This is a genomic window from Eubacterium sulci ATCC 35585, from assembly GCA_001189495.1.
GTDB classification, from domain to species: Bacteria; Bacillota; Clostridia; order Peptostreptococcales; family Anaerovoracaceae; genus Eubacterium_B; species Eubacterium_B sulci.
This window is the reverse complement of sequence record CP012068.1, coordinates 1055936-1082259: the sequence shown is the minus strand read 5'-3', so window position 1 is coordinate 1082259 and position 26324 is coordinate 1055936. Positions and strand designations below refer to the sequence as shown.

Here is a 26324-nt window from a genome sequence, read left to right as displayed (position 1 = left end):
TCAAAAGAAGAACTTGATATGCTAAAGGACGCCCTAGAAAATTCGGACTCTGTTGTAATCGGAGCTGGAGCAGGGCTCTCAACTTCAGCAGGATTCACATATAGTGGTGAGCGCTTTGATAGATATTTTTTTGACTTTGCGAGAAAATATGGAATCAAAGATATGTATTCAGGTGGATTTTATCCATTTCCCGACGATGAAACTAGATGGGCTTGGTGGGCTAGACATATCTATTTCAATCGTTATGTAAAGGCGTCTAAGCCTGTATATGAGAATTTACTTGCTTTGATAGAAGACAAAGATTATTTTGTTATAACAACAAATGTTGATCATCAATTTCAAAAAGCTGGTTTTGATAAAAATAGATTGTTTTACACACAGGGGGACTACGGACTATTTCAAAGTTTAAATAAGAGAAACCAAAAAACATATGACAATGAAAAGTGGGTCATGAAAGCTATGGAGGCTCAGGGATTTGTCAAGAACGAGAATGGAGAGTTTGATATACCTCAAGATAGAAAGATTTCTATGAGAATACCAAGTGGTCTAATTCCTAGATGTATAGATGATAATTCAGATGTGACGATGAACCTACGTGCTGATAATAGCTTTGTTGAAGATGAGGGCTGGCATGCTGCATCAGAGAGATACTATAATTTTCTCAAGGAGCATAAACACAGTAAGGCTTTATACCTTGAACTAGGTGTTGGAGCAAACACGCCAGTTATTATAAAATATCCATTTTGGCACATGGTTAGTAATAACAAAAATGCTAAGTATGCATGCATAAATTATGGAGAATCATTTGCTCCCATGCAAATAGAGGACAGAAGCATATGTATAGATGGGGATATTGGTGAAGTTATAAAAAAACTACTTTTATAACGTAAACCAATTTCATTAAAGGATAATATTTAGGTAGGTAATTTATGATTGAATATAAACATGTAGCACTGCGCTATGGAGAAAAATCAGTTCTAGAAGATGTAAATCTAAAAATAAAGGATGGCGAGTTCATGGTTCTAGTTGGCCCTTCGGGTTCTGGTAAGACGACTATGCTTAAGATGATAAATCGCTTACTTGAGCCGACAGATGGGAACATATACATGGATGATAAGCGCATCAAAGACTATAACCAGAGAGACTTACGTCTATCCACAGGCTATGTACTTCAGCAGATAGCTCTTTTTCCAAACCTTACAGTTGCAGAAAATATCGCAATAATCCCGGAGATGAAGGGATGGAGTAAGGATAAAATCAAACAAAATACGGCTGAACTATTAGAAATGGTGGGACTTCCTGCAAAAGAATATGCAGGCCGTTTACCAAGCATGCTTTCAGGAGGAGAGCAACAGAGAGTTGGAATAGTAAGGGCTATAATCGGCGAGCCGAGAATTTTACTTATGGATGAACCATTTTCAGCGCTTGACGCAATATCGCGAAAGCAGCTTCAGGTTTTGACAAAAAAACTGCACAATGAGTTTGGTGTTACGATTATATTCGTGACTCACGATACGGATGAAGCATTGCTTCTTGCAGATAGAATTGCAGTACTTCAGAACGGGCAGATTTGTCAAATTGATAAGCCAAATGCGATTTTAGAAAATCCTGCGAATGATTTTGTTGCAAATTTATTTGGAGGTGTAAAACATGAATAATTTGATTTTTACATTTCAAGATAGATTTGGGGAATGGCTCAAGGCACTTGGACAGCATCTTCAGCTATCACTTTTGACGCTACTTATCGCCATACTTTTGACAATTCCGCTAGCGATTTATCTTAACACGCATAAACGGGCATCAAAATGGGTACTTCAGGTAGCTGGAATCTTTCAAACAGTACCATCAATGGCACTTCTTGGTCTCTTCATTCCGCTTATGGGAATTGGAACCATGCCTGCACTATCTGCTCTTGTAATATATGCGATATTTCCGATATTGGAAAACACTATTACAGCACTTAATGGCATTGACCCAAGTCTTGAAGAGGCAGGCGTTGCTTTTGGAATGAATAAATGGGAGAGACTTAAGACCTTTGAACTTCCTCTTGCTATGCCAGTTATTGTATCAGGAATTAGAACAGCAACTGTTATGATAATCGGTACAGCAACCTTAGCTGCACTAGTGGGAGCAGGAGGACTAGGTTCATTCATTTTGCTAGGTATAGACAGGAGAAATGCTAGTTTGATTTTAATAGGGGCCATATCTTCAGCAGTGCTCGCTATAGTATTTAATATAGTGCTTAAATGGATGGAAAAGGCAAAGCTACGCGTTGTATTTCTTGCATTTTCTTTGATGTTCCTAGGAGTGGGTGCATCTTATGTTCCAAGGCTCATTCCAAAGCAAGAGAAAGCTCATATTGTCATTGCAGGAAAGCTAGGACCAGAGCCTGAGATTTTGATGAATATGTATAAGATACTTATCGAGGAAAACAGCGATATATCTGTAGATATTAAACCGAACTTCGGTAAGACGGATTTTCTCTATCAGGCGCTCAAAAAAGGAGATATAGACATATATCCTGAATTTACTGGTACTATTACAGGTAGCTTGTTAAAACCAGCTCCAAAGCTCAGTAATGACTCTAAAAAGGTATTTGAAGCGGCAAGAGATGGAATAAAAAAGCAGGATAATCTAGTTTTGCTTAAGCCGATGGCATATCAAAACACATATGCTATCGCTGTCCCAGAAAATATTGCAAAGGAATATGGCTTTGAAACAATATCGGATCTTAAGAAAGTCGAGGATAAGCTCAAAGCTGGATTTACTTTAGAATTTAATGATAGAGACGATGGAAACAGAGGACTGAAGTCAGTGTATGGCCTTAATCTAAATGTTGCAACTATGGAGCCTGCACTTCGCTACAGTGCTATACAGTCAGGCGATATACAGATTATGGAGGTTTATTCAACAGATCCAGAAATTACAAAATATAAGCTTAAGATTTTAAAGGATGATAAGCATTTATTCCCACCTTACCAAGGAGCACCGCTTATGAAGGCTGAGCTTCTCAAGAAGTATCCAGAGCTTGAGAAAATACTAAACAAGCTTTCAGGTAAGATTACAGAAGAACAGATGAGTAAGATGAACTATGCGGTAGGAATAGAAGGAAAATCTGCAGAAACTGTAGCTAGAGATTTTCTTAAACAGCATGGATTTATAAGTGAATAAATAAGAATCAGAGGAGTGGATAAATGTGTCTACTCCTCATTTCGATTAAGTTAAGGTATTGAATTTTTATAAGCACAGTGTTAGGATGTTAGTGTAAACTAACGCTTTGATAGATTACACTTTGGAGGCAAAATGAAGGCTCTCGATCTAAATTCAGAAAACAAAAGGACGGTTTTATTTATTCATCCTATGCTATCTTCAGCAGAGGGAATGAAAGTTCAACTAGCAGATAACTTAGGTAGTGATTTGAGATATATAATTCCAGATCTTTCAGCTCACGGTAAGTCGATAGATAAAACATACCATACATCTAAAGAGGAAGCTGAAGAAATTTACAAATATTTAAAATCACATGGAATAAAAGAACTCGAACTTGCGTACGGAGCATCTCTAGGAGGCGTAATACTCTTGCAACTACTTAGATACAAAGATCTTAAGATTAAAAAAGTAATATTTGAGGGATGCAGCCTCTGGCAAAATTCATGGATTCAGGAGTTTTTTATAAAAAAGGTGTTTATAAAAAAACATAGAAAGGCAGTTGAAAATAGAGAGCTTGCAGTAAAAAAGATGACGAAGCTATACGGTGAAAAAGCATCGGTTATGGCAGATACATTCATTGCAATGAATGAAGAAAGTATTTTAAATATAATTCATGACTGTGCATTTGTTGAACTTCCAGTTTTGACAGAAGCAGAACAGAGAAAGTGCCTCTTCACATATGGATCAAAAGAGTTTGATTTAAAGAGTGCAAAGAAATTCCTACCGAAGAACTATCCACATGCCATTTTAAAATTATGGGATGGATATGGACACTGCACCAAGATTACTAGGGATAACGCAGCATATTGCGATTTTATAAGAAAGGAAATTGATTCTTAGTAGAGCTTTGATTAGCTTGATTTATCAATAAGGAGCATTTTGTGGGAACCATATATTTCTTTGATAAGCATGTAAAGAAACACCTAATGAAGGGAACAAGAGCTGTAAATCCATCAAATTCAGATGTTTTTTCTGATGGTGTGTCATGTATAAGGGAAGAAGATGTTAACCTTTGGTTTTATACAAAGGCGGGGATGACTATTGCGTTTGATTCTGGTCACAGGAATTTTCCAAATGTTAAGAGGGAGTTTGAAAAGATAGGCATAAACGCAAATGATATTGAACATGTATTCATAACTCATGTTGATGTCGACCACGCTGGTGGTATTGACAAAAATGGAAATAACATATTCCCAAACGCTCAAGTATATATTGGCAAGGATGAAGAACAGTATATTACTGGTAAGATGCACAGAATGACAAAGCTAGGCTTCGTAAAGCTTAGTGTTGGAGTGAGTCTAAAACAAGGCTACATTTTACTTTCAGATAAGCAAGTTACCGATGTGAATGGAATAAAGGTTGAAGCTATTCACGTGCCAGGTCACACTTTAGGTCATATGTGCTACCTTGTAGATGAAAGCATTTTGATTAGTGGAGACTGCCTTGCTATTAATAAAAATGGGGGATATCCTTTCTTTGATTTCTTTACTCAGTTTCCAGATATGAATAAGAAATCTTTGGTAAAGCTTAGAGAGACTCTTAAAAATAAGCCTGTTAAAGCTGTGTGCACAGGACATAGTGGATATAGGGAATATGGGCAAAGCACGTTTGCACATATAGATGAAACGGCTGTTTTTGATAAGAAAATCCATTTTGATGAGTATGCACCCGAGGATTACACTAAGTACTAGGACAATCTATATTATCTGTTTTTATTATAGCAACAGTATGTAAAATAGCATAATAAAGAAGTCTGCAGCTAAGGCAAGGCACTCAGCATCAAATAAACATATAATATAGGACAGAATATGAGTAATAATAAGCTTGAATTAAAAAGAAAAAGAGAGCAGAATATGGTCAATCAGATGATTCGGCTATATTGTAAGAAGAATCATAAGGATCAAAGTACAGATGGATTATGCGAGGAATGCAAGGCTTTACTTGAGTACTCCAAGAAGCGAAGCGAAAGATGTCCTTTTATGGAAACGAAAACCTTTTGTAATAACTGTACTGTGCATTGTTATTCACCTGAAATGAAGGAAAAGATTCGTAATGTCATGAGATTTAGCGGACCACGCATGCTTATTTATCATCCGGTTACATGTATATGGCATGGGATAACTGGAATAATAAACAAACAAAATAAATAAAAAAGCAATATTTGCAAGCCTGTAAAGCAAAGAATTTACAAGGCTTGTTTTGTTTTATATGGGCTTAAAAATCTATATTCATACACGAGATATACACATTTTATTGCTTCTTTCTGTATGCTTACTTCACTTTTTCGCCAATCCTTCTACATTTGTATGGTGCATAATGCAGGTAAGTTAAATCACAAAGTTAAATGCAGAAAGGAAGTGATGTCTTGAAAAAAGACGTATTAAATAAAAGATTAGCAGCATCGCTTTTAGCAGGTGTTCTAACTGTAACAAGTATTGGAGGAGCGTCGATATTGACAAGTACCTCATACGCTGATGATTCAAATAAAGAAACCACACAGTTAAGTTCATCCAAAGAGGCTTCAACAAGCAAGTCAACCACTAAATCATCAAAATCAAGTAAGAGCAATAAATCCACCGAAAAATCTAAAACTACAAATGATAGATCGAAGGCTTCTAAGAATAAACAGAACGGAAGCCAAGGAGGTCAAAATGGACAAGGTGGCCCGGGCGGTCAGCCGCCACAGGGAGGACCGGGAGAACATAATGGACAAGGTGGTCCAGGTGGTCAGCCACCACAGGGAGGACCGAGCGGAAATAATGGACCGGGAAATTCACAGGGTCAGCTGCCGCAGGGAGGACCGGGCGGACATAATGGACCGGGAAATTCACAGGGTCAGCCGCCACAGGGAGGACCGGGCGGCCAGAACGGACCAGGAAATTCACAGGGTCAGCTGCCGCAGGGAGGACCGGGCGGACAGAACGAACTGGAAAATTCACAGGGCCAGCCACCACAGGGAGGTCCGGGTGAGCAAAATGAATCAAGAAATTCCACCTCAAAAAATGCAAACCAAGATACTAAAGCACTTGAACAGGCATTACAGAAACTTGGACAGATGATTCAAAACCTTACAAAGCAGCTGAAACAGGTAGAAGCGAAAGTGTCAAAGTAAATAAATTAGTTATTTTAAATTTTAGTAAAGTTTAATAGCAGGTGCAAGAGCACCTTTTAATCACCCAAAGATATAAGTTAAATAATAATACCCCCTTATAAATAGTGACCATGAGCTGCGTTATTCATAAGCTTAGGTCACTTTTTCAATGCTATATATATATTGACAAATAAGTTAGTCTTTGCTAATCTGAATTAGTTAATGTTTATTATTAAGAATTTTGAATTTTAAGGTGATAAAATGAGAAAAATTAAGAATGTATCAAGCGTAATTTTGATTGCAATGCTCTTAGTATTGACACCTTTCAATGCTAGTTTTATTGCACAGGCTGAGGAAGGAACATCAGCACAGCAAAATGAACAGGAATTAAAGTTAAAGGACGCTTCTTTCCTAGGACAATTCGAAGTAGAAGTGGAACCAAAGGGAACTGTAGCTAACATCGAAAAAATTAAGATAAATGATGTTGAGCAAGAAGCCAAGACAAGCAAATGGCTTGCTTTTAATGGCGGATATTATTTAGATAAAGATAACAACAAAATAATAATGAATGAGCCTAGCGATGGAGCATCTTTTACTGTTGTTATGAAGAGCGGAAGCATATACAACTATGAGTACAAAAGAAATGCTGCAAAAGGCAAGAAATTTGAACTAAAGACTTCAGAAAACAAAGGCGATGATTCATCAAAGCCTGACACAGGAAACAAGGATCAGGAAACAACAAATAATGATGTAAATAATCTAAAAGTAACTGATTATAGTACATTTGGTGATTTTATGCTAAACCTTGAGCCAAAGGAAGCTATAAACCAGATTAAGGAAATCCAGTTTAACCGTGCAGTTCAGGAAGCCAAGACTAGTAAGTGGCTAGCTTTTAATGGTGGTTATTATTTAGATAAAGAAAAAAGTGCAATCATCATGAATGAACCACGTGACGGTGCACTCATTTCAATCACGCTAAATAGCGGTAAGACATATAACTATAAATATGTGAGATCAAACAAAGTAGGTCAGAGGATGGTTGAGCAGACAGATGAAACTGTAAACTCGACTAAGACTATAAAAATTAGGCTTGTAGGCTCATTTGAAGGTGCTATCCAGGGTCAGCAGAAGTACGATGCAGTATCAGGTGCAAGCATGTCTGCTTCTATAAATAAGAATAGCAATGTTCAGGTACAGGCAGCTGAGGTTGAAAGCCCAGATTCAGTCGTACCAGAATCAGCATGGAAGCCACTTAACGAGATGCAAAATCTATATGTTGATCGCAAGCAGTTTAATATCGAGCTATCAGCGGACTCAGGAATGACAGCTTCATATAATGTGCACGACAGTGCAATTACGTTAGCTGGAGTACCTAAGAAAGTAGGTAAGTATCCAGTAAAGGTAAATGTTAAGGATGCTGCAGGAAGAACAGCAACTTCAAATATTCTATACTTTGAGGTATTTGGAACTGATGAGAAGCTTGTTGATTATCTAAAGATAGAGAACTCAAGAAAGATGCATGATGGAAAGTATATCTGGGATATGAATCCTTGGTTAATCAAGCATTTCACTCATGATTCATCACAGACTGTAACTCTTCCAAAGGATATCAAAGCTTGGTATGGCTCAAACACAAGTGGTGTATACGGAAAGCTTGGAGAAGCAGTAGAACAGGGTACTCAAACTAAGCATACTTTGATTATTCCATCCGGTGCTGATTTAACAATGGTAAATATGATTGTTAACAGCAGTGTTCGTATTGTCGTAAAGGATGGAGCAAAGTTAAATCTTAAGGATACCTCCATCTACGGAGAAATCGTTGTCGAAAATGGTGGTACATTCAGCATGAACCATGAGACAGACCATAAGGGTAATTCAAAGTTCACAAATGGTGCAATGATAAATGGTCAGCTTATCCTCGAGGATGGAGCTACAATCACAAATTCAAAGGTATACTCAAATGCCAACTTCCTAACAGACGGAACAAAGGCAAAGAAAATAGATACTCCTGTAGTTGTTGCAAAGGGTAATGTGAATATCGTTGGAGAAGTCTATATCCGTGGCGACGAGTCAGCAACTGGTGAGTATAACGGTAAGAAGGTTGGAGGACAGCCAGCGCTAAAGGTTGAGAATGGTAAGCTAAACATCACAAGTTGTTCAACTCTTGGACTATACGGTGGAGGAAGAATGGCTACCACATCAATAGGCGGAAATGCCCTTGAGCTAAGCAATGGTGAAATAAGTGGTGAAGGTAAGCTAGTTGCAATCGGAGGAGCTTCAACATGGGGTACTGCTGGTAATGCAGTTTCAGGAAACGGTAAGATTAGTGTTGCAAATGCAGTTCTAAACGGCGGAAACTCATACGGAAAGGGTTCGACACATGGTAAGGCATATACAGAGGGTGTAGAAATTTCAAACAACACTATTGGAAAGGCAAACGATGGTAAGCTTTTAAATGGATCAAGCGAAAGTGACCAGCCACTTTACTGGAATGATATTACATCTGTACCTCAGGCAGCAGATTTTGGCACAGAGAAGATAAACAATACTACTGAGCCGGTAAAGCCAGAAGAAAAGAAGGATTCAAAGGATAATACAGCAGAAGAAAAGAAACCTGATACACCTGTAGAGAAGAAGGATGATTCTAAACCAGCTGTTGATCCATCAAAAAAGAATAGTGCAGATGAGTACTATTTTGAAGTAGGAGCTAACGCAGTTTGGAAAGATGCAAACAAGGATCTATTGCTCGTTGTTAAATCAAAGACAAATGATGCTAAGACTTTTGATAATTTCACAGGAGTTGAGGTTGATGGTAAGAAACTTGACCCATCAAATTATAAAGCAGTACGTGGAAGTGTAAGAATTAGCATTCGTTCTTCATACATAAGAAGTTTAAGCAATGGAAATCACACTATTACAGTAAGCTTCAATAATGGATCCGCAAGCACAAGCTTTTATGTTGCAAATGCATCAAGACCTGTTAATACAGGCGATACAGGAAGCCTAGGATATGTATTTGCATTCCTAATTGCAGGTTCAATCTTTGTAACTATAATGGCTAAAAAAAGAAGAGCATAATAAAATCTTTATAGATTAATTTAAACCCGTAATTCGAGGAGAAGGTAATTCATTAATTTGCCAATCTCCTCGTTTTATTTTGATTTAATATATGTAAATTGTTGGTAAAATATTTATCAAAAATAAATTGGGCGCAATATACACAATTGACCAAAAATATTGCAATTCTAACGAAAATATGATTTAATTAATTATATTGGTATACAAGACATGGTGTCAAAAAACAAAGGGGGAACGAATATGCAAAGGAGACATGCTAAACGTATGACTAGCTTGATGCTGCTCATCGTTTTCATTGCAATTCTAATTATTGGTCAGAGCGCTAAATCAACTTATGCTGAAACAGCGACATCATCTAATATTAACATTCCAGTAGAGGTGGATTGGAAAGGAAACTATAGAGTGCCCGTTAATGTTAATCTTATGGCAGACGGCGAACTCAAACAGACTATTACTATAACATACGATACATACTGGAAATCTAAGTTTCTAAATCTACCTAAGTATAATTCTCTTGGTACAGAAATCAATTATACAATTACATATGAGGCAGCAGATTATGGTGTAAAATACAAATATAGCCTAAGTGGAAATGCTACAAATGGCTTTGTAATTAAGATTGTACCACTTAGAGATATCTATGTAGGAAAGGTATGGAACGTTATGCCTAACATAGTTATTCCAGGAACACCGTCTCCTGCAGAACCACCTACAATGACTGGGATGATAGCTACAAGTTTAGTTTCAGGAACACCTGCTGCGGCTCCAGAACCTTTGTCTGAAGCTCCAGCAGTACATGCTAGGGAAGCAAGGATAACTGAAGAAGTTATTGAAGATGATAATCCGGATTTTGATGCTTTGATATCAGCGCCAAAAGAGGTATCGAGCGTACCTATTCCAGATGCTATCACAGTACATCTACTTGCAGATGGGGTAGTTGTCGGAACGATGCAGTTAACAAAGGATGATAACTGGGAAGGTAGATTTGTTGATTATCCTAGATATGATGAGAATGATGGACACGAAATTAATTATACAACTAAAGAAGACCCATTAGCTGGATACGAAACTAGTTATTTTAATGGAAATATCATTCTGAATAGATCCTTAATCGATGTATCTGTCGAAAAGAAATGGATAGGTAATAGTCAATCAAAGGCTGAACTTACATTACACAGGGCATGTGACTATATGAAATTTGACTACACATTAAATAAGCATGTGAGGGTTAAAGTGGATGAGGAAGTAGCTACAGTAGAGCTTAATGCTGCAAATAACTGGAAGCATACATTTTCTAGCTTATATGAATTCTACACTCCAGAAGGAGAAGATGGGGTTAAGTATAAGTACTACGTAACAGAGAAAAGTATCCCAGGTTATGATACACAAATTACTGGTAATCAGGACAGCGGTTTTGTTGTTACAAATAAGGAAATCAATCCAAAAACTCCTGCTCCAAAAACTCCTGTTCCAAAGAATCCGCCACAGCCTAAGACACCAAACACTGGTGATGACAGTAATTTCAAGCTATATGCTTTATTGTTTTTAAGCACAGCAGCGCTTATACCTGCGATGGCTTATAGACGCAAGAAAATCTAATTTTGATTTATAACTCCTTGTTTAATATAGCGAGGAGTTTTTATTTGTAATAAATCAAGCCTTATATAAAATTTCACATAAAATAAAACAAAAATATGTTTTATTTTCAGACTTTTTGGGTTAAAATATAAAAAATATATTTGGGGAATTAGAGATTATTATTAGGGGAATATAATGAGAGAGAGACAAGATAAAAGAAGGGCTAGCTTATTTTTGCTAGTCGTATTAACGGTAGTTTTAGTATTTGGACAAGCTATACAGTCTGCTTATGCAGATTCAGAGCTGGATTTAAATAAAACGGATGTACAGATTTCAACACCGAATACATCTAAAGCAGATAATACGAATAAGGATGAATTAAATCAAGATAATGAAGATCAGCTAAAAGAAAAAGATGTCCAGCTTGACCTTTCAAATTCTAGAGTAGTAAAAGATAGTTCAGACATAAGTCTCAACAATACATCTAGAAAAAGAGTAACAAGGGCAATAGCTGAGATAGAGAAAATTGATATCAGCGTCAAAGCAGAATGGAATGCTCCGTACTATCCACCAATAACTGTTAATCTTATGGCAAATGGTGAGCAGAAAGACAGTGTAGTTCTTCGATATGGGGAAATACAGAATGATGAATCCGACTGGAGACATGTTTTTAGAAATTTTCCTAAGTACGATGATGATGGTAACGAAATCGAATATACTATAACATATAGCATCAACGACTATTGGACAAAGTACAAGACAGTTGTATTAGGGAATGCTCAGGAAGGGTTTATTATAAAATCTGTTCAGCTTAGAGATGTTAATGTAAATAAAGCATGGAATATGATTATCGTTAGAATTACACCAGGAAGACCTAGTCCAGCATCACTAGATTTTCATGGACTTGCACTAAACGTAATGGATCATGCAGCTTTAAATACTAATGATAACGAAAATGCTATTGGAAATGTTGATGAAGGCGATGAGTCAATGAAGTCCAAAAGGGAGATTCCAGACTTTATAACAGTTCATCTATATGCAGATGGACAGGAAATAGCATCAAAGAAAATATATAAATCTGATGACTGGGAAGGCAAGTTTGAGGATGTTCCTCAGTATGCAGAAGATGGGCATATCATTGATTATACAGTCAAGGAAGAACCACTTCCAGGTTATATCGCAGAGTATCGCGATGATGGAATAATAATAAATAGATCAATAATAGATGTACCAGTTGAGAAGAAATGGATTGGTAAGAGAAAAGATAAGATAGACGTAACGCTTTACAGAACTTATCAAACTGAGAACTGGGATGATGAGGGTAATCTTGTTCGAGAGACTATAGACGAAGCTGTTGAGACAGTAGAACTTAATCCTGCAAACAACTGGAAGCATACATTTAAAGATGTTTATGAGTTCTATATTTCAGACAGTGGTCAACCATCAAAATACAAGTATTATGTAAAAGAGACTGAAATCACAGGATACACATCTACTGTTACAGGTAATCAAGATGATGGTTATGTAATCACTAATGAAAATAATGTAGATAGAGTCTCTATTCCTGTAGAGAAGAAGTGGAATGGGGATTCTTTAGAAAGTGTAAGAGTAAAGCTCTTTGCAGATGGTGAGGAAGTTCAGGAAATAGAACTAAACAAGGCAAATAACTGGAAACATATATTTGCAAACTTACAGAAGTACGATAATAACAACAATGAAATTAAATACACTGTAAAGGAAGTCGGTGAAGATAATGGCTATTTAGAATCTGGAGACAAGCGCTTTAAGGTTTTGTATGATGGTAGTGCAGATAGTGGATTTACCATATTAAATGATAAGTTTATTCCACCAGCACCTAAGCTGCCAGAGCCTAAGACTGAAAAGCCACCAGTACCAAAGCCGAACACAGGTGATGAAAATGATTTTAAGATGTTGATAGCATTAATGTTCAGTTCTGCAGCCCTCAGGCTAAGTATAAAGTATAGATATAAAAATAAATAGTTAAGGCTTAACTCCTTGTCATGTAGTGGCAGGGAGTTTTTTCTACATAATTTTTTCATCTGAGCAAATTATAAAGTGTAATTGTGAATTTTGTTATATTTTCCAATAATTTCTGTATAAAAAATATATTGAAAAAATAATTAAAGAGTGCTATCCTTTTAGTTAGTGGTAACTAACTAAAGATACCGATGACTAACAATTTTTACAATCGAAAGAGGCTATCCATGTTTGTACGCTAAAAATACTTAATAATGAGAACAGACTAAAGGAGTGTAAAATGTTTGACTTTACTGTGGACAATCTAAAAAAAGATGATCTAAGGGTGTTTTTCGACATGATACCCTATATTTCTTCAAAGGTTAAAAGCTTTGATAAAAGTGAAAACCAGGTGACTATCTACTGCGAAGATGAGCACAATGAAGAAGTAAAAAAAGAATTATTTAGACTTGTGAGTATCATAGATACTATGCAAGGCTCAGAACTTGAAAACGTCGTAATAGAGGACTTTACTGACAGAATGCCTTTGAACAAGGACAGTGTATATGGAGATTTGATTAAAGAAAAGATAGTAAGAGAACTATCTCCAGGTGCATTTGCCTATTCAGGGCTTTTTTTGAGAATATATGAGTATTTTGATAAGAAAATTAATGAACATGCATATAATGCATTTGATGATGTATATGAGGAAGTATATCCTGTTTTATTTCCAGTAGCTGAGTATGTAAAAGGGGGTTACTTTGAGAATTTTCCACATTACATGATGTTTCAAACCAAGCTAAACAATGATATTGATACATATGAAAAGTTTGCTTCTTGCAATGCTTCAAGTGAAGGTATGGATGAGGTACTAAAGAAGACATTTATTCCAAGAAATGTTTTGAGGCATGCAACCTGTGCAGCGGTATATCCATCTATGGAGAATGATATCTTTGACGAGAATGAGGTTAGATGTTTTCTTGTATCTGGTAAATGCTTCAGAAACGAAGAATCAAATATCAAAGAGCTTAGCAGACTAAACGAATTTTATATGAAGGAGTATGTGTTTGTTGGTGAAGGAGATAAAATGCAGTCATATATTGATGAATCAAAGAAACTTGTTGAGTTTTGGATAGACAAATTTTCTCTGAATTCAAAATGTGAAACTGCAAATGATTCATTTTTCGCTAGTAACTACAAGAAACTAAAGTATTTCCAGATGATAGGAAATTCAAAACTAGAATACAAGTTTTTAATTCCAAATAATGATGAGTACATATCATGCGCATCTGTGAACTATCATAGAACGCATTTTACAAAGCCATACAATATCAAAAAAGCAAATGGAGAGTATTGCTACACATCCTGCTTTGCATTTGGTGTAGAAAGACTAGTATATGCATTCCTATCACAGAAGGGGCTAGATGTAAGTAAGTGGGATGTAGATACAATTGAAGAGATAAGAAAATATGTAAGCCTATAGGTATGGAGGAATATATGAAATATCAAGCAAAGATAATTGGCGCAGGCCATGCACTACCAAGCAGAATAGTTACATCTGATGAACTAGAGGCAAAGATGAACTTTGATAAGTTTAATATTAGAAAAGGAATGTCAACACTTCTAAGTGGAGTAAGGGAGAGAAGATTCGCAGAAGATCATGAGAACTCCTCCGACTATGCTATTAAAGCAGGTAAAATGGCGCTTGAAAAAGCAAATATTACAGCAGATGATGTAGATTTACTCCTGTTTTGTTCTATTACTCAGGATTTTATGGAACCTGCGACAGCCATGAAAATTCAAAATGAGCTTGGATGCAAAAATGCAAATTGCTATGATGTGAAAAATGCTTGCAATGGATTTTTAACTGGAATTGAAATAGCAAATATGTATATAGAGACTGAGAGAGCAAACACAGTTCTTATTGTTGCGGGGGAAGTTTTGAGCAGATTCCTTCAAACAAACTATAAGACAGCAGAAGAGATACAAAATGCTAATGCAACCTTTGCAATTGGAGATGGTGGTGGTGCAATTGTACTTAGAGCAGAAAAATGCTGCGAAGATATATATAAATCAAAATTTAAGTCAGTAGGATGCTATTGGGATGATGGTGTTCTTTGGGGTGGAGGAACAATGCATGCTCATGATGTTGATATGTTCTACTTCCAAAATGAAACAAAGGAGATGATTAAGACAAATTTTGCAAGATCAATAGAGTTTTATAGTTCTACATTTACTGAGCTAGACATTGATAAGGATAAAGTATCATTGTTTATACCTCATCAGATAACTAAGTACCTTACAGTAAAGGCTTGCGAGATGCTTGAACTACCTAAGGAAAAAATGGTTGATCAGGTTGAGTTTCTTGGCAACAATGGCTGTGCATCAATTCCTATTGCAATATCTATGGCACTTGAAGAAAAGAGAATCTCTCTAAATAGCGGTCAACAGATTGTTCTGTTCGGTTTCGGAAATGGAATCAGTATGGCAACACTGACGATGAAATTATAAGGGTTTTATGGTGAACGAAGATGAATGTAGTAACAGAAAGACAAGTTATAAAGTTCCTAAATGAAAAAATTGTTCCTGGTGTAGAAATACCTGCAACGATACCTTTTGTTCAAAGTGGTGTACTTGACTCACTTCAGCTAGTAAATATGATCTTTGAACTCGAAAAATATTTTAATGTTAAATTTAACCTAGCTAATCTTGATTTGAAGTTAATTGAAAGTCCAATTGCCATTGCTGATACAATTAATAATTTAAGGGGTGTAGGGGATTATACACTTAGGACTTTGATAGATACCATATGTACAGAAAACAGCGTTAAAAACGCAATTTTATTCGATACAGAGCTAATTAACTATAATCAGCTATTAAACCATATCAAAAGTATTTCAGCTAGTTTTTTGAAGATGGGAATCGGTAAGGGTACGAAGGTAGCGATACTTTTGAATAACAGAATAGAGTACATCTATTCGTATTTTGCACTCTTTTATGTAGGAGCACTCCCTGTGCCGATAAATAATAGATGGAAGTCTGGCGAGATAGAAAATATTTTGAGAGATTGCCAAGCAAAAGTTTTGATAACCGAAGAACTTGTTGGAACTATGGCTCCGCATGAGGTTGTTGATGAAATAGAAGATCATGATTACAAACTTGATAAGGTAATTTATATGGGTGAAAACCATTATGGACATAAAGGTTTATGTTTTGATGAACTTCTTAAATCAGACTTTGATTGTATAGAAAATCTTGAAGAAATAGATGCAAATGATGATGCAATGATTTCGTACACTTCTGGAACAACTGGAATGCCTAAGGGAGTAGTTCTAAAGAACAATGATATAGTTAAGATTTCACTATATAGTACGAAGCTTTGGTCAGAGGATGTGGATAGACCATTTTCCATTGCACCATTGTACTCAGCTCAGGGATTCTTGAGTCTTTTGATAAACTTTTGCACAGAGGAAAGGTTTAAGATGATTTCAAGCTTCAATCCTAACGATATTCTAAGAGAAGTATCAAAAGCTGAAGATACGATATTGCATACCCAGCCGACTATGTGGACCTTACTATTAAACTGTAGAATAATTAATTTTACAAAGTTTAGTGGATTAAAGAAACTTGTAGTTTCTGGATCCCTATGCAGTCCTGAGCTTGCGCAGAGAATTGAGGAAAAGTTAAACTGTGAACTTTTAAATGCCTATGGACTTATAGAAGGAACAAGTGTTGTAACAATGACAAGAATTGGCGACCCGTTAGATGTGAGAATGAATACGGTGGGAAGAGCTATTCCTGGTGTTGAAATAAAAATTGTAGATCAAAATACAAGAAAGAGTGTGCCACACGGCGAAATAGGTGAGCTTGCCGTAAGAGGTTATAACATGAGGGAGTATTACAATCAGCCTGAAAAAACTGCTGCCGTAATTGATGATGAAGGATGGTTATACACTGGTGATTTAGCAAGATATTATGATAGAGAAAATATTAGTATTGTTGGAAGATGCAAGGACATGATAATAAGAGGCGGTTTCAATGTATATCCTAGTGACATTGAAGAAAAAATCTTGCAAATTCCGAATGTGCAGACAGTGGCAGTTGTTGGTAGAGACCACGAGGTTCTTGGAGAAGAAATTATAGCCTTTGTTGTTCCAGTAGCTGGAAAAAGTATCGAGAAGAGTGAGATCACACAGTATTTATTTAAAAATCTATCTAATTATAAACAACCAGATAAGATTGAGTTCATTTCTGAAATGCCTATAATTCTTGCAGGAAAAATAGATAAAAAACTCTTAAAGGAATGGTGCATTGAGGGAATTCCTGAAGATAAGAGAGTTTTATATAAGGAGAATAAATGATATGGAATATAAGGATAAGCTAGTAGAGCTACTTTCTGATAAATACGGATGGACAGAGGAAAAGATAATGTCTGCAGAGGACTTCCAAGAACTTGGAATGGACTCGTTAAGTGTATATTCTTTGATAACGGATATTGAAGATATGACAGGGTTTAAGTTTGAGACAAATGATATTACCGAGGTTAGTAGCCCAATGAAAATACTTGAGTATATGGATAAAAATTTCAAAAAGGATTGATTAGCATGGAAAGCAATTTTGAGATAGGAAGGGATATAGAAAACTACGATGATATTTTAGGTCTGATTTCAGAAACAAATCTCAAGGATGTATCTTGTAAGAGAATCTTTGGATTTAAAATATCCGAGTCTGAGACAACTTCGACATTGCTTTGTTGGCAGTGCAATCTTGCTGATATCAATGGTTTTGATACAAAGCTTCCTACTACAGTTATCCTTGAAATTGAAAATGCAAACAGAACTATAAAGTCAGTTGAGCTAAAGGAAAACTTTAAAGGGTCTCAAGGTATGCCTTGTGCAAGACTTTTTCTTAATAGAAAACTTAAGGAGGTTCTTATAGGAGAAAAGCTAAGCATTGAAAATAAAAAAATTCAAGATCCACTAATTTTATGTTGCAGGCATACGCATGAGTTAGTTGTAGGAGCCATAAGTTTTTATGAGAATTACATGAAGACTGGGGCAAAACTATATAATGAAAGTACATTTGCAAAGATTGATGATGATGGAATAGATCTCTTTGATGTTACTAATCTAAATAATAAAAAGCTAAGGTATAATGTAAGATTTAACTTTAAAAAAAATGACATTTGCATGAACGAAGACGGCGAAATTTACGAATTAAGTAATATTAAAGTAACAAGTCACATGCTTGAGAATGGCGAAAGAACATTGCTAAGGGAAGACTTTATTGAGAATGCGAAAGGAGCAGGTGAAATAGCTCTAATACTTATGAAAGTTTTTTCTAAGTTATGGAAACACGCTGGTAAAAGTTTTGATGTGAAAAGAAACTTCTATTTTTCAAATCTATGGCCACCTTCAATATACGGTGTATTCGTACAGTCGATTGCTCTAGCTATACATGGTGGAAACTATGCGTATTTTCAACATGCTCTTTCAGGCCTGCAAAAGGGTTGTGGAAGTCCAAAATGCGTCGGTATTGTAAGCGACATAGATGAGGCTCTTAAGTATTTCCCTGATTTTAGAATCGAGGACATGTATGAATAAGCGCCTTTGGAAGTTGAAACTCGGAGAGAAAGAAAATAGTCATAGATACGAGCGGAAAGGAAATGCTATTGCTATGCATAAACTATATTTAAAAAATATAGATGTGAGATTTGGAGAATTTTACGACTTAAAAATGCTTAAATCAAATAATCTTGTATTTTCTGAGGAATGCAATCTTGAAAATTTTGGATATGTGGGATGCTATGTATCAAATAAGGATAAGGAATGCTATGAAAAGAGTATTCAAGATAACTTTATAGAAGAGTATGAGATTGAGAATATAGATTATATTTTGTATAACAGCACATTTATAGAATATAAGAACTTTAATTTAAACGAAAAAAGGTTCATGGAATATTTTCTAGATTATCCACTGAATAGGTGTCTTGATAAACTAAATAAATCGGTTCCGCATATAGGCATAACTCAGCAGGCTTGCAATGGATTATTTAGCTGTATTGAACACGCAAATAGATTACTAAGGAATAACGAAAAATTAAACAATGTTCTTTGTATAAGCGATGATATACTCCCAAAGAATTGTTATTATGATAGACCAGAGCAACGCATGTTGTTTTCGGATAACATTTCAGGGGTGACAATAAGTAGGGAAAAGTCTTGTTATGAACTAGTAGACATAAAGAATATCCATATAGCAAATGATAATTATTTTTTGTTCATACATTCGGTAAATTGTCTAATTGATGATTTATGCAAGGCTAACCTAATACAAAGAAGCAAGATAAGAAACTTTTTTGTTCCAAATTTTTGGGGAGATGCTTGGTCAAGTATTATTAAAGCTGGTTCAAATGATGAAATATGTTTCTATAATAATATGAAAAAATATGCTCATGGATTATCAGCAGATTTCCTGGTAAACATAAGTGAATACAAGGATTTGAATAGGTTTGAACAGGATGGATACTACATAGGAATTAGTTATGGATATGGAGGAAATATCTCCTGTTTACTGTTTAAATACTGTAGTTAATGAATGAAAGGAGTTAAATTCAAATGTTAATTGAGTTTGATAAGGTTTCAAAAATATACAAAATGGGAAGCGATGAAATTCGTGCTCTTGATAAGGTAGATCTTGCCATAGATGAAGCAGAGTTCACTGTAATATTAGGTCCATCAGGTTCGGGAAAATCTACATTGCTAAATTTGCTAGGAGGAATGGATAGACCTACTGAAGGAAATATCATATTCAATGGTCAAAATGTAGCAGGTTTCAGTGAGAAGAAGCTTGAGTTATACAGAAGGGAATCGATAGGATTTGTGTTTCAGTTTTATAACCTGATACCTTCATTGACAGCTAGGGAGAATGTTGCTATAGCAGCAAAGCTAAGCAAAAATCCCCTAGATGTTGATGAGGTAATTGAGGCTGTAGGTTTAACTAAGAGAAAGTCACTTTTTCCATCAAATCTTTCAGGGGGAGAACTACAGAGGCTCTCAATTGCAAGGGCACTTGTAAAAAATCCTAAGATTTTACTGTGCGATGAACCGACAGGAGCATTAGATAGTGCGACTGGAACTAAAGTTCTATCCCTTCTAAAGAATACAGCCAAGGAAAACAAGATAGCTCTTATCATAGTTACTCATAATTCCAAACTTGAGGAAATATCAGATAACCTAGTAAGGCTTAAGGATGGCAAGATTCTAAGTGTAGAAAAAAATGAGCATCCAAAGAGCATAATGGAGGTTGAGTGGTAATGGGATATCTGATAATAAAAATGTTGAGAGATATAAAGAAGTACTGGATGCAGTTCATTTCGGTTTTCTTTATGGCCCTTATATCAATAATGATATTCTCTGGCATGGCTTCAGTTTGGAATGGGGCGAGTATATCGGCAAAGAATTATGCAAATAGAACAAATTTAGCAGATCAATGGGTTTACACAAAAGGCTTTAATGAAAATATTAAAGATGAACTTAAAGATATTAAGGGTGTGAGAAAAGTAACTTTAGCTTCATCATTGCAAACAACGCTTTCTGGAACGGAAAATAATGTGAAATTAAATGCAATGGATAATACTGATTGCCTAAAACCTGAGCTTATTGAAGGAGAAAAGTATGATGTAAACTCAGATGGAATATGGCTTGATAGTAAGTTTGCAAAGAAAAATAAGATAAAAATAGGAGATGAGATAAGTCTAGAATTTAAGATGAAGCACCAAAGCTTCAAAGTTAAGGGTTTTGTGCTGGATTCAGAGTATATTTACTATACAGGCTCGTTTTCTGAAACTATACCTAATCATAAAAAATATGGTTATGCGTTTGTTAGCAAGGAAAATTTTAACAAATTAAGTCCGTATCCATTTTATACAGAAATAAGATTAAAAACAGATGCTAAGATAAGTGAAAGCAAATTAAAGAATGTAGTAGGTGAAAGCTATATAAAGACATCTACAAGAGAGAATTTAGATTCATATAACACACTTAAGAAAGAGACAGATCAGATGAAGAAAATGTCAGTTCTGTTTTCAATGATATTTATATTACTATCTCTACTTACAATGTACACATCCATGGTAAGGCTGATTGGAAAGCAGAAAATTATTATAGGAACCATGAAGGCTATAGGTATAAATAAATCTACGATAAGACTTCACTATGCGTTCTACGGTTTCTTCATTTCGGCTCTAGGATCTGTAGTTGGACTAATTCTTGGACGAAAGGTGACATCACCATCGCTTCTAAAAGTTAAGCAGACCGTTTTGACGATGCCACACTGGGATTTAATTCAAGCACATGCTAGCTATCTACTTATTGCACTCATGATTTTAATTTGCATGTCTGCAGCTTTATTTGCTACAAACAAAGCCCTTAAAGGAATGCCAGCTGAAACTATGAGAAATGCAAACAACATGGACATAGTAGCAAAGCAACCTTTGATAGAAAAATCGAATTTTATTTGGTCAAAAATCTCATATTACTGGAGATGGGTTCTAAGAGATATTTCCAGAAATAAGATTCGTTTTGTCATGGGAATAGTTGGAGTTATGGGTGGTATGGTTCTATTAGTAGCAGGACTTGGAATAAAGCAATCAATAGATTATTCTAATGACTATGTGTTTGACAAGCAGTATAACTACGAAGTTAGAGCAGTTATAGTTGACCCTCGTAGCGTATCTAAGGTGAATACAGAAAAACAGCTTAACTACGAGACAGAAATGGATTTGAAGTTCGGTGGTCAAACAAAAAAGGAAATTTTTGTTGCATCAGAAAATAAGAATCTCATTAGATATGAGGATATGTCTGGAAAGTTAATAAACCTTGACAATGAATCTGCAGTAATAACTCACAAACTTGCAACAAAGCTTAATATTAAAAAAGGTGATTACGTAAAGATAAGGCTTTTAGGTGAGAATGACTGGGTTAATGTAAAGCTCAGCAATATTACAAAGACTCTTAGTCCTCAGGGAATAGCAGTTTCAAAGAAATACTACGAAGAGAATTTTGGAGAATTTAATCCTAATGTAATTCTAGCTAACAATATTTCAGAAAGTGAATTAAAGGATATCGGAGGATTTAACTCAATAATTACTAAAGATAGACAGAGAAGTAATCTTAATGAGCTAGTTGAAAGTGTGAACTCAATCGTTAGACTTTTGATAATGGCATCATTCCTTTTGACTATAATAATACTATATAACTTAGGTACACTTAACTTTATAGAAAAGACTAGAGAGTATGCTACACTCAAAGTCTTGGGCTTTATGCAAAAAGAAATAAGGGGAATAGTTATAAAAGATTGCATTCTTGTAATTGCAATTGGATGGATTATAGGAATCTTTGTATCAACAGCTTTCTTAAAGGTCTATGTCAAAATAGTTTGCTTTGACAATTTTGAATGGATTGCATTTATTAATTTCAAATTACTTGCAATATGTTCTCTAACTGTAATTGCAACATCCTTGATAATTAATTTAATAATGAGTGCAAAGGTTAGAAAAATTGATATGGTAGAATCGTTAAAATCCGTTGAATAATCAAGTTTTGCTTGTAGGAGGACCTATGAATATACTTAATTTTATGGATCAGATAATGCAATATGATGGAGTTGCAGTAGAATGTGATGACATCAAAATTGACTACAAAAAATTGATAAGAGATATATATGATAAGGCAAATATCATCTATCAAAACGATATGAATGGAAAAAATATATTCATATCTAACAAATTAAGCTATCAGTGGATAGTGGAATATCTTGCAACTATACTTGCAGGCGCAACTGTAGTTATTGCAGAAGAATATATTAGACCTAAGATAAGAGAGGAAATTGAAGTATATGATATAGAGGCTATTGAAAAAGTTAGCGAAGAAACAAAGACTGACTTTAGTGATATAGAGTACAAGATTTCGACAATCATATATACATCAGGCACTACATCACTTCCAAAGCCTGTATTGCTTTCTTGTGACAGTATTTTTTCTGATATTGCTCATTGCTCCAATGTCATAGATAGTGAAGTTATTGAAAATGCATATAATACAATTCCTATATTACCAATCTTCCATATGTTTGGAATCACTGCAAATGTTCTTACACCGCTTTATTTGGGGATAAGGCTTTGTCTTGTTGATGATATAAAGAATCTTGATAAAGCTTTTATAAAATATAAACCTGGTATTATGTTTTTCGTGCCAATGATAGCAAAGGGAATACTGAAGAAAATTAATTTTATATCAAAGACACAGGGGTTAGATAATAGACAAGTTGCTGCAAAAATTTTCGGAGGAAATCTTAGAAATATTATCTGTGGTGGTGCAAGCTTAGGTGGTGATGTAATAGAAAGCTATAGAAACTTAGGTATAAATCTTTTAAACGGATATGGAATAACGGAATGCTCTCCTGTTGTTTCTTGTGCAAGTAAGAGAAGTCCATTAGGATCTGTGGGAAAGGTTAATGTCGATGAGTACTGCAAAGTTAAGATTGAGGACGGCTTAATTAAAATCAAAGGCAATATAGTTATGAATGGTTATGGCAGAGATAATGTAGAATCTCAGATAGATTCAGAGGGTTGGTTTAATACCATGGATAACGGATATATTGATGATGATAGCAATCTTTTTATTACCGGAAGAGATAGTAATCTAATTGTGCTAGATGATGGAAATAATATTTCACCCGAAGAACTTGAATTAATGCTAGAGTCTTTTGAAGAGGTTAAAGAAGCTTTAATACACGATGAAAAATTAGGTAAGAACCAAGTTCTTGTAGCTGAACTAGTTCTAGAAGAATCATATCAAAACATCGATAAAATGAATTTGAAAGACATAATAGGACACGAAATCGAGGAACTTAACAGTAAATTACCTAACTATAAGAAAATAAGGAAATTTAACCTTAGATTAGATGATTTTAAGAAGAATAGACTAGGTAAGATTATAAGGAAAGAGGTAGTACATGGATAAACTAATTACATACCTCGCTGAATACACAGATATAGATGAGGGCGAGATAAAAGGAACATCAGAGTTGGTTATCGATCTTGGGCTGACATCCTATGATATTGTTGAGATACTTTGCGATATAGAGGAGTTATACGATGTAGAAATCGACAATGAACAGATAGTGCAAATGAAGACTGTAGATGATATGTATTCTGAGATAATGAGACAGAAAACTGCATAATTTAGAATGATTTATTTTGTAAAACCTAAGTTTTTCAACTTAGGTTTTATTTTGTGCCTGAGTAAATAAGCAGGATTAATTTTTAATGTGTAGGAAAGTATGATAAAATAAACTAAATATATAAAAGTGATTTTAATAGTGCGAAGGTGCACATATAGGAAATAAGGTTAGGAGAAACATATGTTTAGAGAGCTTAGAAGAAAGAAAAATGCTGTCACTGATGAAACTGCAAAGGAACTTTTAAAAAACGCAAGAAGAGGCGTTTTAGCAGTTATAGGAGATATGGAATATCCATATGCTGTACCTGTCAACTACCTATACGATGAAGAAAATAATAAGATATACTTTCATGGAGCGAGAAGTGGACATAAGTATGATTCAATCAAAGCTAATGATAAGGTGTGCTTTACAGTTTACGGTAATGAAATAGTAAAGGATGAGGAATGGGCACCTTACTTACAGAGTGTAGTTGTATTTGGAAGATGTCATTTGCTTAATAACGATGATGAATCGATGGAAATACTAAAAAAGCTTGCAAGAAAATATTACCCAAGCGAGGATATCATTACCGATGCTATAGCATCTTCCGGAAGAGCTGTACAGATGTTCGAAATAGATATAGAGCATTTCAGTGGAAAAGAAGTACAGGAAAAGTAGATTATACAAATTCTTAAATTAACGTAACAAGAGGAAAATAATGGGTTTAAAATATTTGTTAACTGGCTTTAACGATATATTTCAAGTTGGATTTATTAGGAATATTACCATAGTATTAGCGCTCACATCTTTGATTATCATATATAGAAGACTTTCAATAAGCAAGAAAAGCGGAGGAAAGTTTTCATCATCATATAATATCAAAGATGGATATCTATATATACATAGCGGTTTAATGCCAGGCAAGAGGAAATTTCTCATAAAAAACATTGAAAGTGTTACTATTAATTTGGTACGAGCACCAAGATGTAACGGAGATAGATATTTTATTTCAATCTCTATGCGTGTTGGACGAAACACAGCTTTTTTCGTAGGCAAATCAAAGGGTAAAGAAGTAGAGATCGCAGAGCTAAGGAAAAAACTAAAAAAGAATTGTGTAAGGGTGTATTATTACGATTAAGGAAAAATGAGCATGAAGTTAAAAATAATTAAAAGTTTTAAATTTGAAGGGACTAAGTTAATTGATAAATCATTTAAGTACAGTCCAGCTGCAGCAAAAAACATGATAGCACACGGGGAAAATGAAATCGTGTTTTTTTCATCAGATATAGAAGACATTGGTTGTGGTTTAGTATGGATAAAAGAAGATACATTTAGATATATATCAAGTCCGGAAGCGAAGGATGAGAGAGATATCTGGAATGAACCTGTGATTTTATCGTGTAACGAAGGCGTTATGCTTTTATGCCCTGCAACAAAGAAGTTATGGATGTTGACTGATATAAATGCGGAGTGGAAAGAAATAGAAGTCGAAGATTGGCCTGTAAATGCAATACCTATGAAAATAGCTGTATGTGGCGAAAATGGTAGATTTCCAATCGTGTGTAGGTGTGGAAATTCGCTAGAAGCTACAAATAGCTTTGCTATTTTAAGTGTTGATTTTGCTAGTAAAAAGGCTCAGTGGTTAGCTGATGCAGCCTGTGTATATGCTAATGAAAGTATAAGACAAAAACATCTAGATGCAATAGAGCGTGCAGATGGTAAGTTTGATAAGGTAGATTTTAACTATCAGCCCCCAATGATAGGATCGATAATGGAAAAAGAGGGGAAAATATATGGTTTTCTTGAAGGAAACATTATTAATCCTGCAGGAATGGGAGTTATAGGATATTACTGGTTCCTTGAGATTTCTAAAACAGGAGTATTTATAGAAAAGATATGGGGAAGAGATAATTTGAGTAGGCTCAAGGGAAAACATGGTGTAAGAGGAAAGATATCAAGCGATAGAAAATGGCTGATAATATCACCTATATTTAAAACAGATGAATGGAAAGGTAAACAGAAACTTATCAAGATTGAAGATAATGAGGTTATAGATTTTACTATGCCACGAGGATGTTCTTCATACAGGCTAATTGATATATGGGGAAATCATGCGTTCATATGCGATGGGAATGATAGTTTAGCAATATGCAACTTAGAATCATAA

21 protein-coding genes and 2 pseudogenes are annotated in these 26324 nt (G+C 35.1%); all 23 read left to right on the top strand.

Annotated elements, in window-relative coordinates:
• Window positions 1-18 precede the first annotated feature (18 nt).
• The 23 genes and pseudogenes from ADJ67_04965 to ADJ67_04855 all read left to right on the top strand — a co-directional run bounded on the left by ADJ67_04965 (window position 19) and on the right by ADJ67_04855 (window position 26324).
• On the top strand, window positions 19-885 hold the full coding sequence (locus tag ADJ67_04965; GenBank protein AKT47059.1) for a hypothetical protein: 867 nt from the start codon (window positions 19-21) through the stop codon (window positions 883-885).
• 44 nt (window positions 886-929) lie between these two features.
• Complete coding sequence (locus tag ADJ67_04960; GenBank protein AKT47058.1) at window positions 930-1658, top strand: glycine/betaine ABC transporter ATP-binding protein; 729 nt, start codon at window positions 930-932, stop codon at window positions 1656-1658.
• The gene (locus ADJ67_04955; GenBank protein ID AKT47057.1) at window positions 1651-3171 is read left to right on the top strand and encodes a glycine/betaine ABC transporter permease; all 1521 of its coding nucleotides are present in this window, start codon (window positions 1651-1653) and stop codon (window positions 3169-3171) included. Before ADJ67_04960 ends, ADJ67_04955 begins: the two co-directional genes overlap by 8 nt.
• Before the next feature lie 132 nt (window positions 3172-3303).
• The gene (locus tag ADJ67_04950; GenBank protein AKT47056.1) at window positions 3304-4050 is read left to right on the top strand and encodes an alpha/beta hydrolase; all 747 of its coding nucleotides are present in this window, start codon (window positions 3304-3306) and stop codon (window positions 4048-4050) included.
• Window positions 4051-4091: 41 nt separating this feature from the next.
• Window positions 4092-4901: a metallo-beta-lactamase gene (locus ADJ67_04945; protein ID AKT47055.1), complete on the top strand. Its 810-nt coding sequence runs from the start codon at window positions 4092-4094 to the stop codon at window positions 4899-4901.
• 117 nt (window positions 4902-5018) lie between these two features.
• Window positions 5019-5360: a nitrous oxide-stimulated promoter gene (locus ADJ67_04940; protein ID AKT47054.1), complete on the top strand. Its 342-nt coding sequence runs from the start codon at window positions 5019-5021 to the stop codon at window positions 5358-5360.
• Window positions 5361-5803: 443 nt separating this feature from the next.
• A pseudogene (locus ADJ67_04935) lies at window positions 5804-6133 on the top strand (hypothetical protein).
• 990 nt (window positions 6134-7123) lie between these two features.
• A pseudogene (locus ADJ67_04930) lies at window positions 7124-8803 on the top strand (hypothetical protein).
• Window positions 8804-9643: 840 nt separating this feature from the next.
• Window positions 9644-10978, top strand: a complete 1335-nt coding sequence (locus tag ADJ67_04925; protein AKT47053.1) for a hypothetical protein — start codon at window positions 9644-9646, stop codon at window positions 10976-10978.
• Between the two features lie 174 nt (window positions 10979-11152).
• Window positions 11153-12958, top strand: a complete 1806-nt coding sequence (locus ADJ67_04920) for a hypothetical protein (GenBank protein AKT47052.1) — start codon at window positions 11153-11155, stop codon at window positions 12956-12958.
• A gap of 277 nt (window positions 12959-13235) precedes the next feature.
• Window positions 13236-14417: a seryl-tRNA synthetase gene (locus ADJ67_04915; GenBank protein AKT47051.1), complete on the top strand. Its 1182-nt coding sequence runs from the start codon at window positions 13236-13238 to the stop codon at window positions 14415-14417.
• Between the two features lie 14 nt (window positions 14418-14431).
• The gene (locus tag ADJ67_04910) at window positions 14432-15445 is read left to right on the top strand and encodes a hypothetical protein (GenBank protein ID AKT47050.1); all 1014 of its coding nucleotides are present in this window, start codon (window positions 14432-14434) and stop codon (window positions 15443-15445) included.
• Between the two features lie 20 nt (window positions 15446-15465).
• On the top strand, window positions 15466-17295 hold the full coding sequence (locus ADJ67_04905; protein AKT47049.1) for a hypothetical protein: 1830 nt from the start codon (window positions 15466-15468) through the stop codon (window positions 17293-17295).
• A gap of 1 nt (window position 17296) precedes the next feature.
• The gene (locus ADJ67_04900) at window positions 17297-17533 is read left to right on the top strand and encodes a hypothetical protein (protein AKT47048.1); all 237 of its coding nucleotides are present in this window, start codon (window positions 17297-17299) and stop codon (window positions 17531-17533) included.
• A gap of 5 nt (window positions 17534-17538) precedes the next feature.
• The gene (locus tag ADJ67_04895) at window positions 17539-18537 is read left to right on the top strand and encodes a hypothetical protein (GenBank protein ID AKT47047.1); all 999 of its coding nucleotides are present in this window, start codon (window positions 17539-17541) and stop codon (window positions 18535-18537) included.
• The gene (locus ADJ67_04890; GenBank protein ID AKT47046.1) at window positions 18530-19528 is read left to right on the top strand and encodes a hypothetical protein; all 999 of its coding nucleotides are present in this window, start codon (window positions 18530-18532) and stop codon (window positions 19526-19528) included. Before ADJ67_04895 ends, ADJ67_04890 begins: the two co-directional genes overlap by 8 nt.
• A gap of 23 nt (window positions 19529-19551) precedes the next feature.
• Window positions 19552-20250 (top strand): macrolide ABC transporter ATP-binding protein, encoded by a 699-nt coding sequence (locus ADJ67_04885; protein ID AKT47045.1) that lies wholly within the window; start codon window positions 19552-19554, stop codon window positions 20248-20250.
• Window positions 20250-22529 (top strand): hypothetical protein, encoded by a 2280-nt coding sequence (locus tag ADJ67_04880; GenBank protein ID AKT47044.1) that lies wholly within the window; start codon window positions 20250-20252, stop codon window positions 22527-22529. Before ADJ67_04885 ends, ADJ67_04880 begins: the two co-directional genes overlap by 1 nt.
• Window positions 22530-22554: 25 nt before the next feature.
• A complete protein-coding gene (locus ADJ67_04875; protein AKT47043.1) occupies window positions 22555-23958 on the top strand; it encodes a hypothetical protein in 1404 nt (467 codons plus the stop codon).
• Window positions 23951-24178 (top strand): hypothetical protein, encoded by a 228-nt coding sequence (locus ADJ67_04870; protein AKT47042.1) that lies wholly within the window; start codon window positions 23951-23953, stop codon window positions 24176-24178. Before ADJ67_04875 ends, ADJ67_04870 begins: the two co-directional genes overlap by 8 nt.
• Before the next feature lie 180 nt (window positions 24179-24358).
• Window positions 24359-24835 (top strand): 5-nitroimidazole antibiotic resistance protein, encoded by a 477-nt coding sequence (locus tag ADJ67_04865; GenBank protein AKT47041.1) that lies wholly within the window; start codon window positions 24359-24361, stop codon window positions 24833-24835.
• Window positions 24836-24875: 40 nt separating this feature from the next.
• Window positions 24876-25295 (top strand): hypothetical protein, encoded by a 420-nt coding sequence (locus ADJ67_04860; protein AKT47040.1) that lies wholly within the window; start codon window positions 24876-24878, stop codon window positions 25293-25295.
• 6 nt (window positions 25296-25301) lie between these two features.
• On the top strand, window positions 25302-26324 hold the full coding sequence (locus tag ADJ67_04855) for a hypothetical protein (GenBank protein AKT47039.1): 1023 nt from the start codon (window positions 25302-25304) through the stop codon (window positions 26322-26324).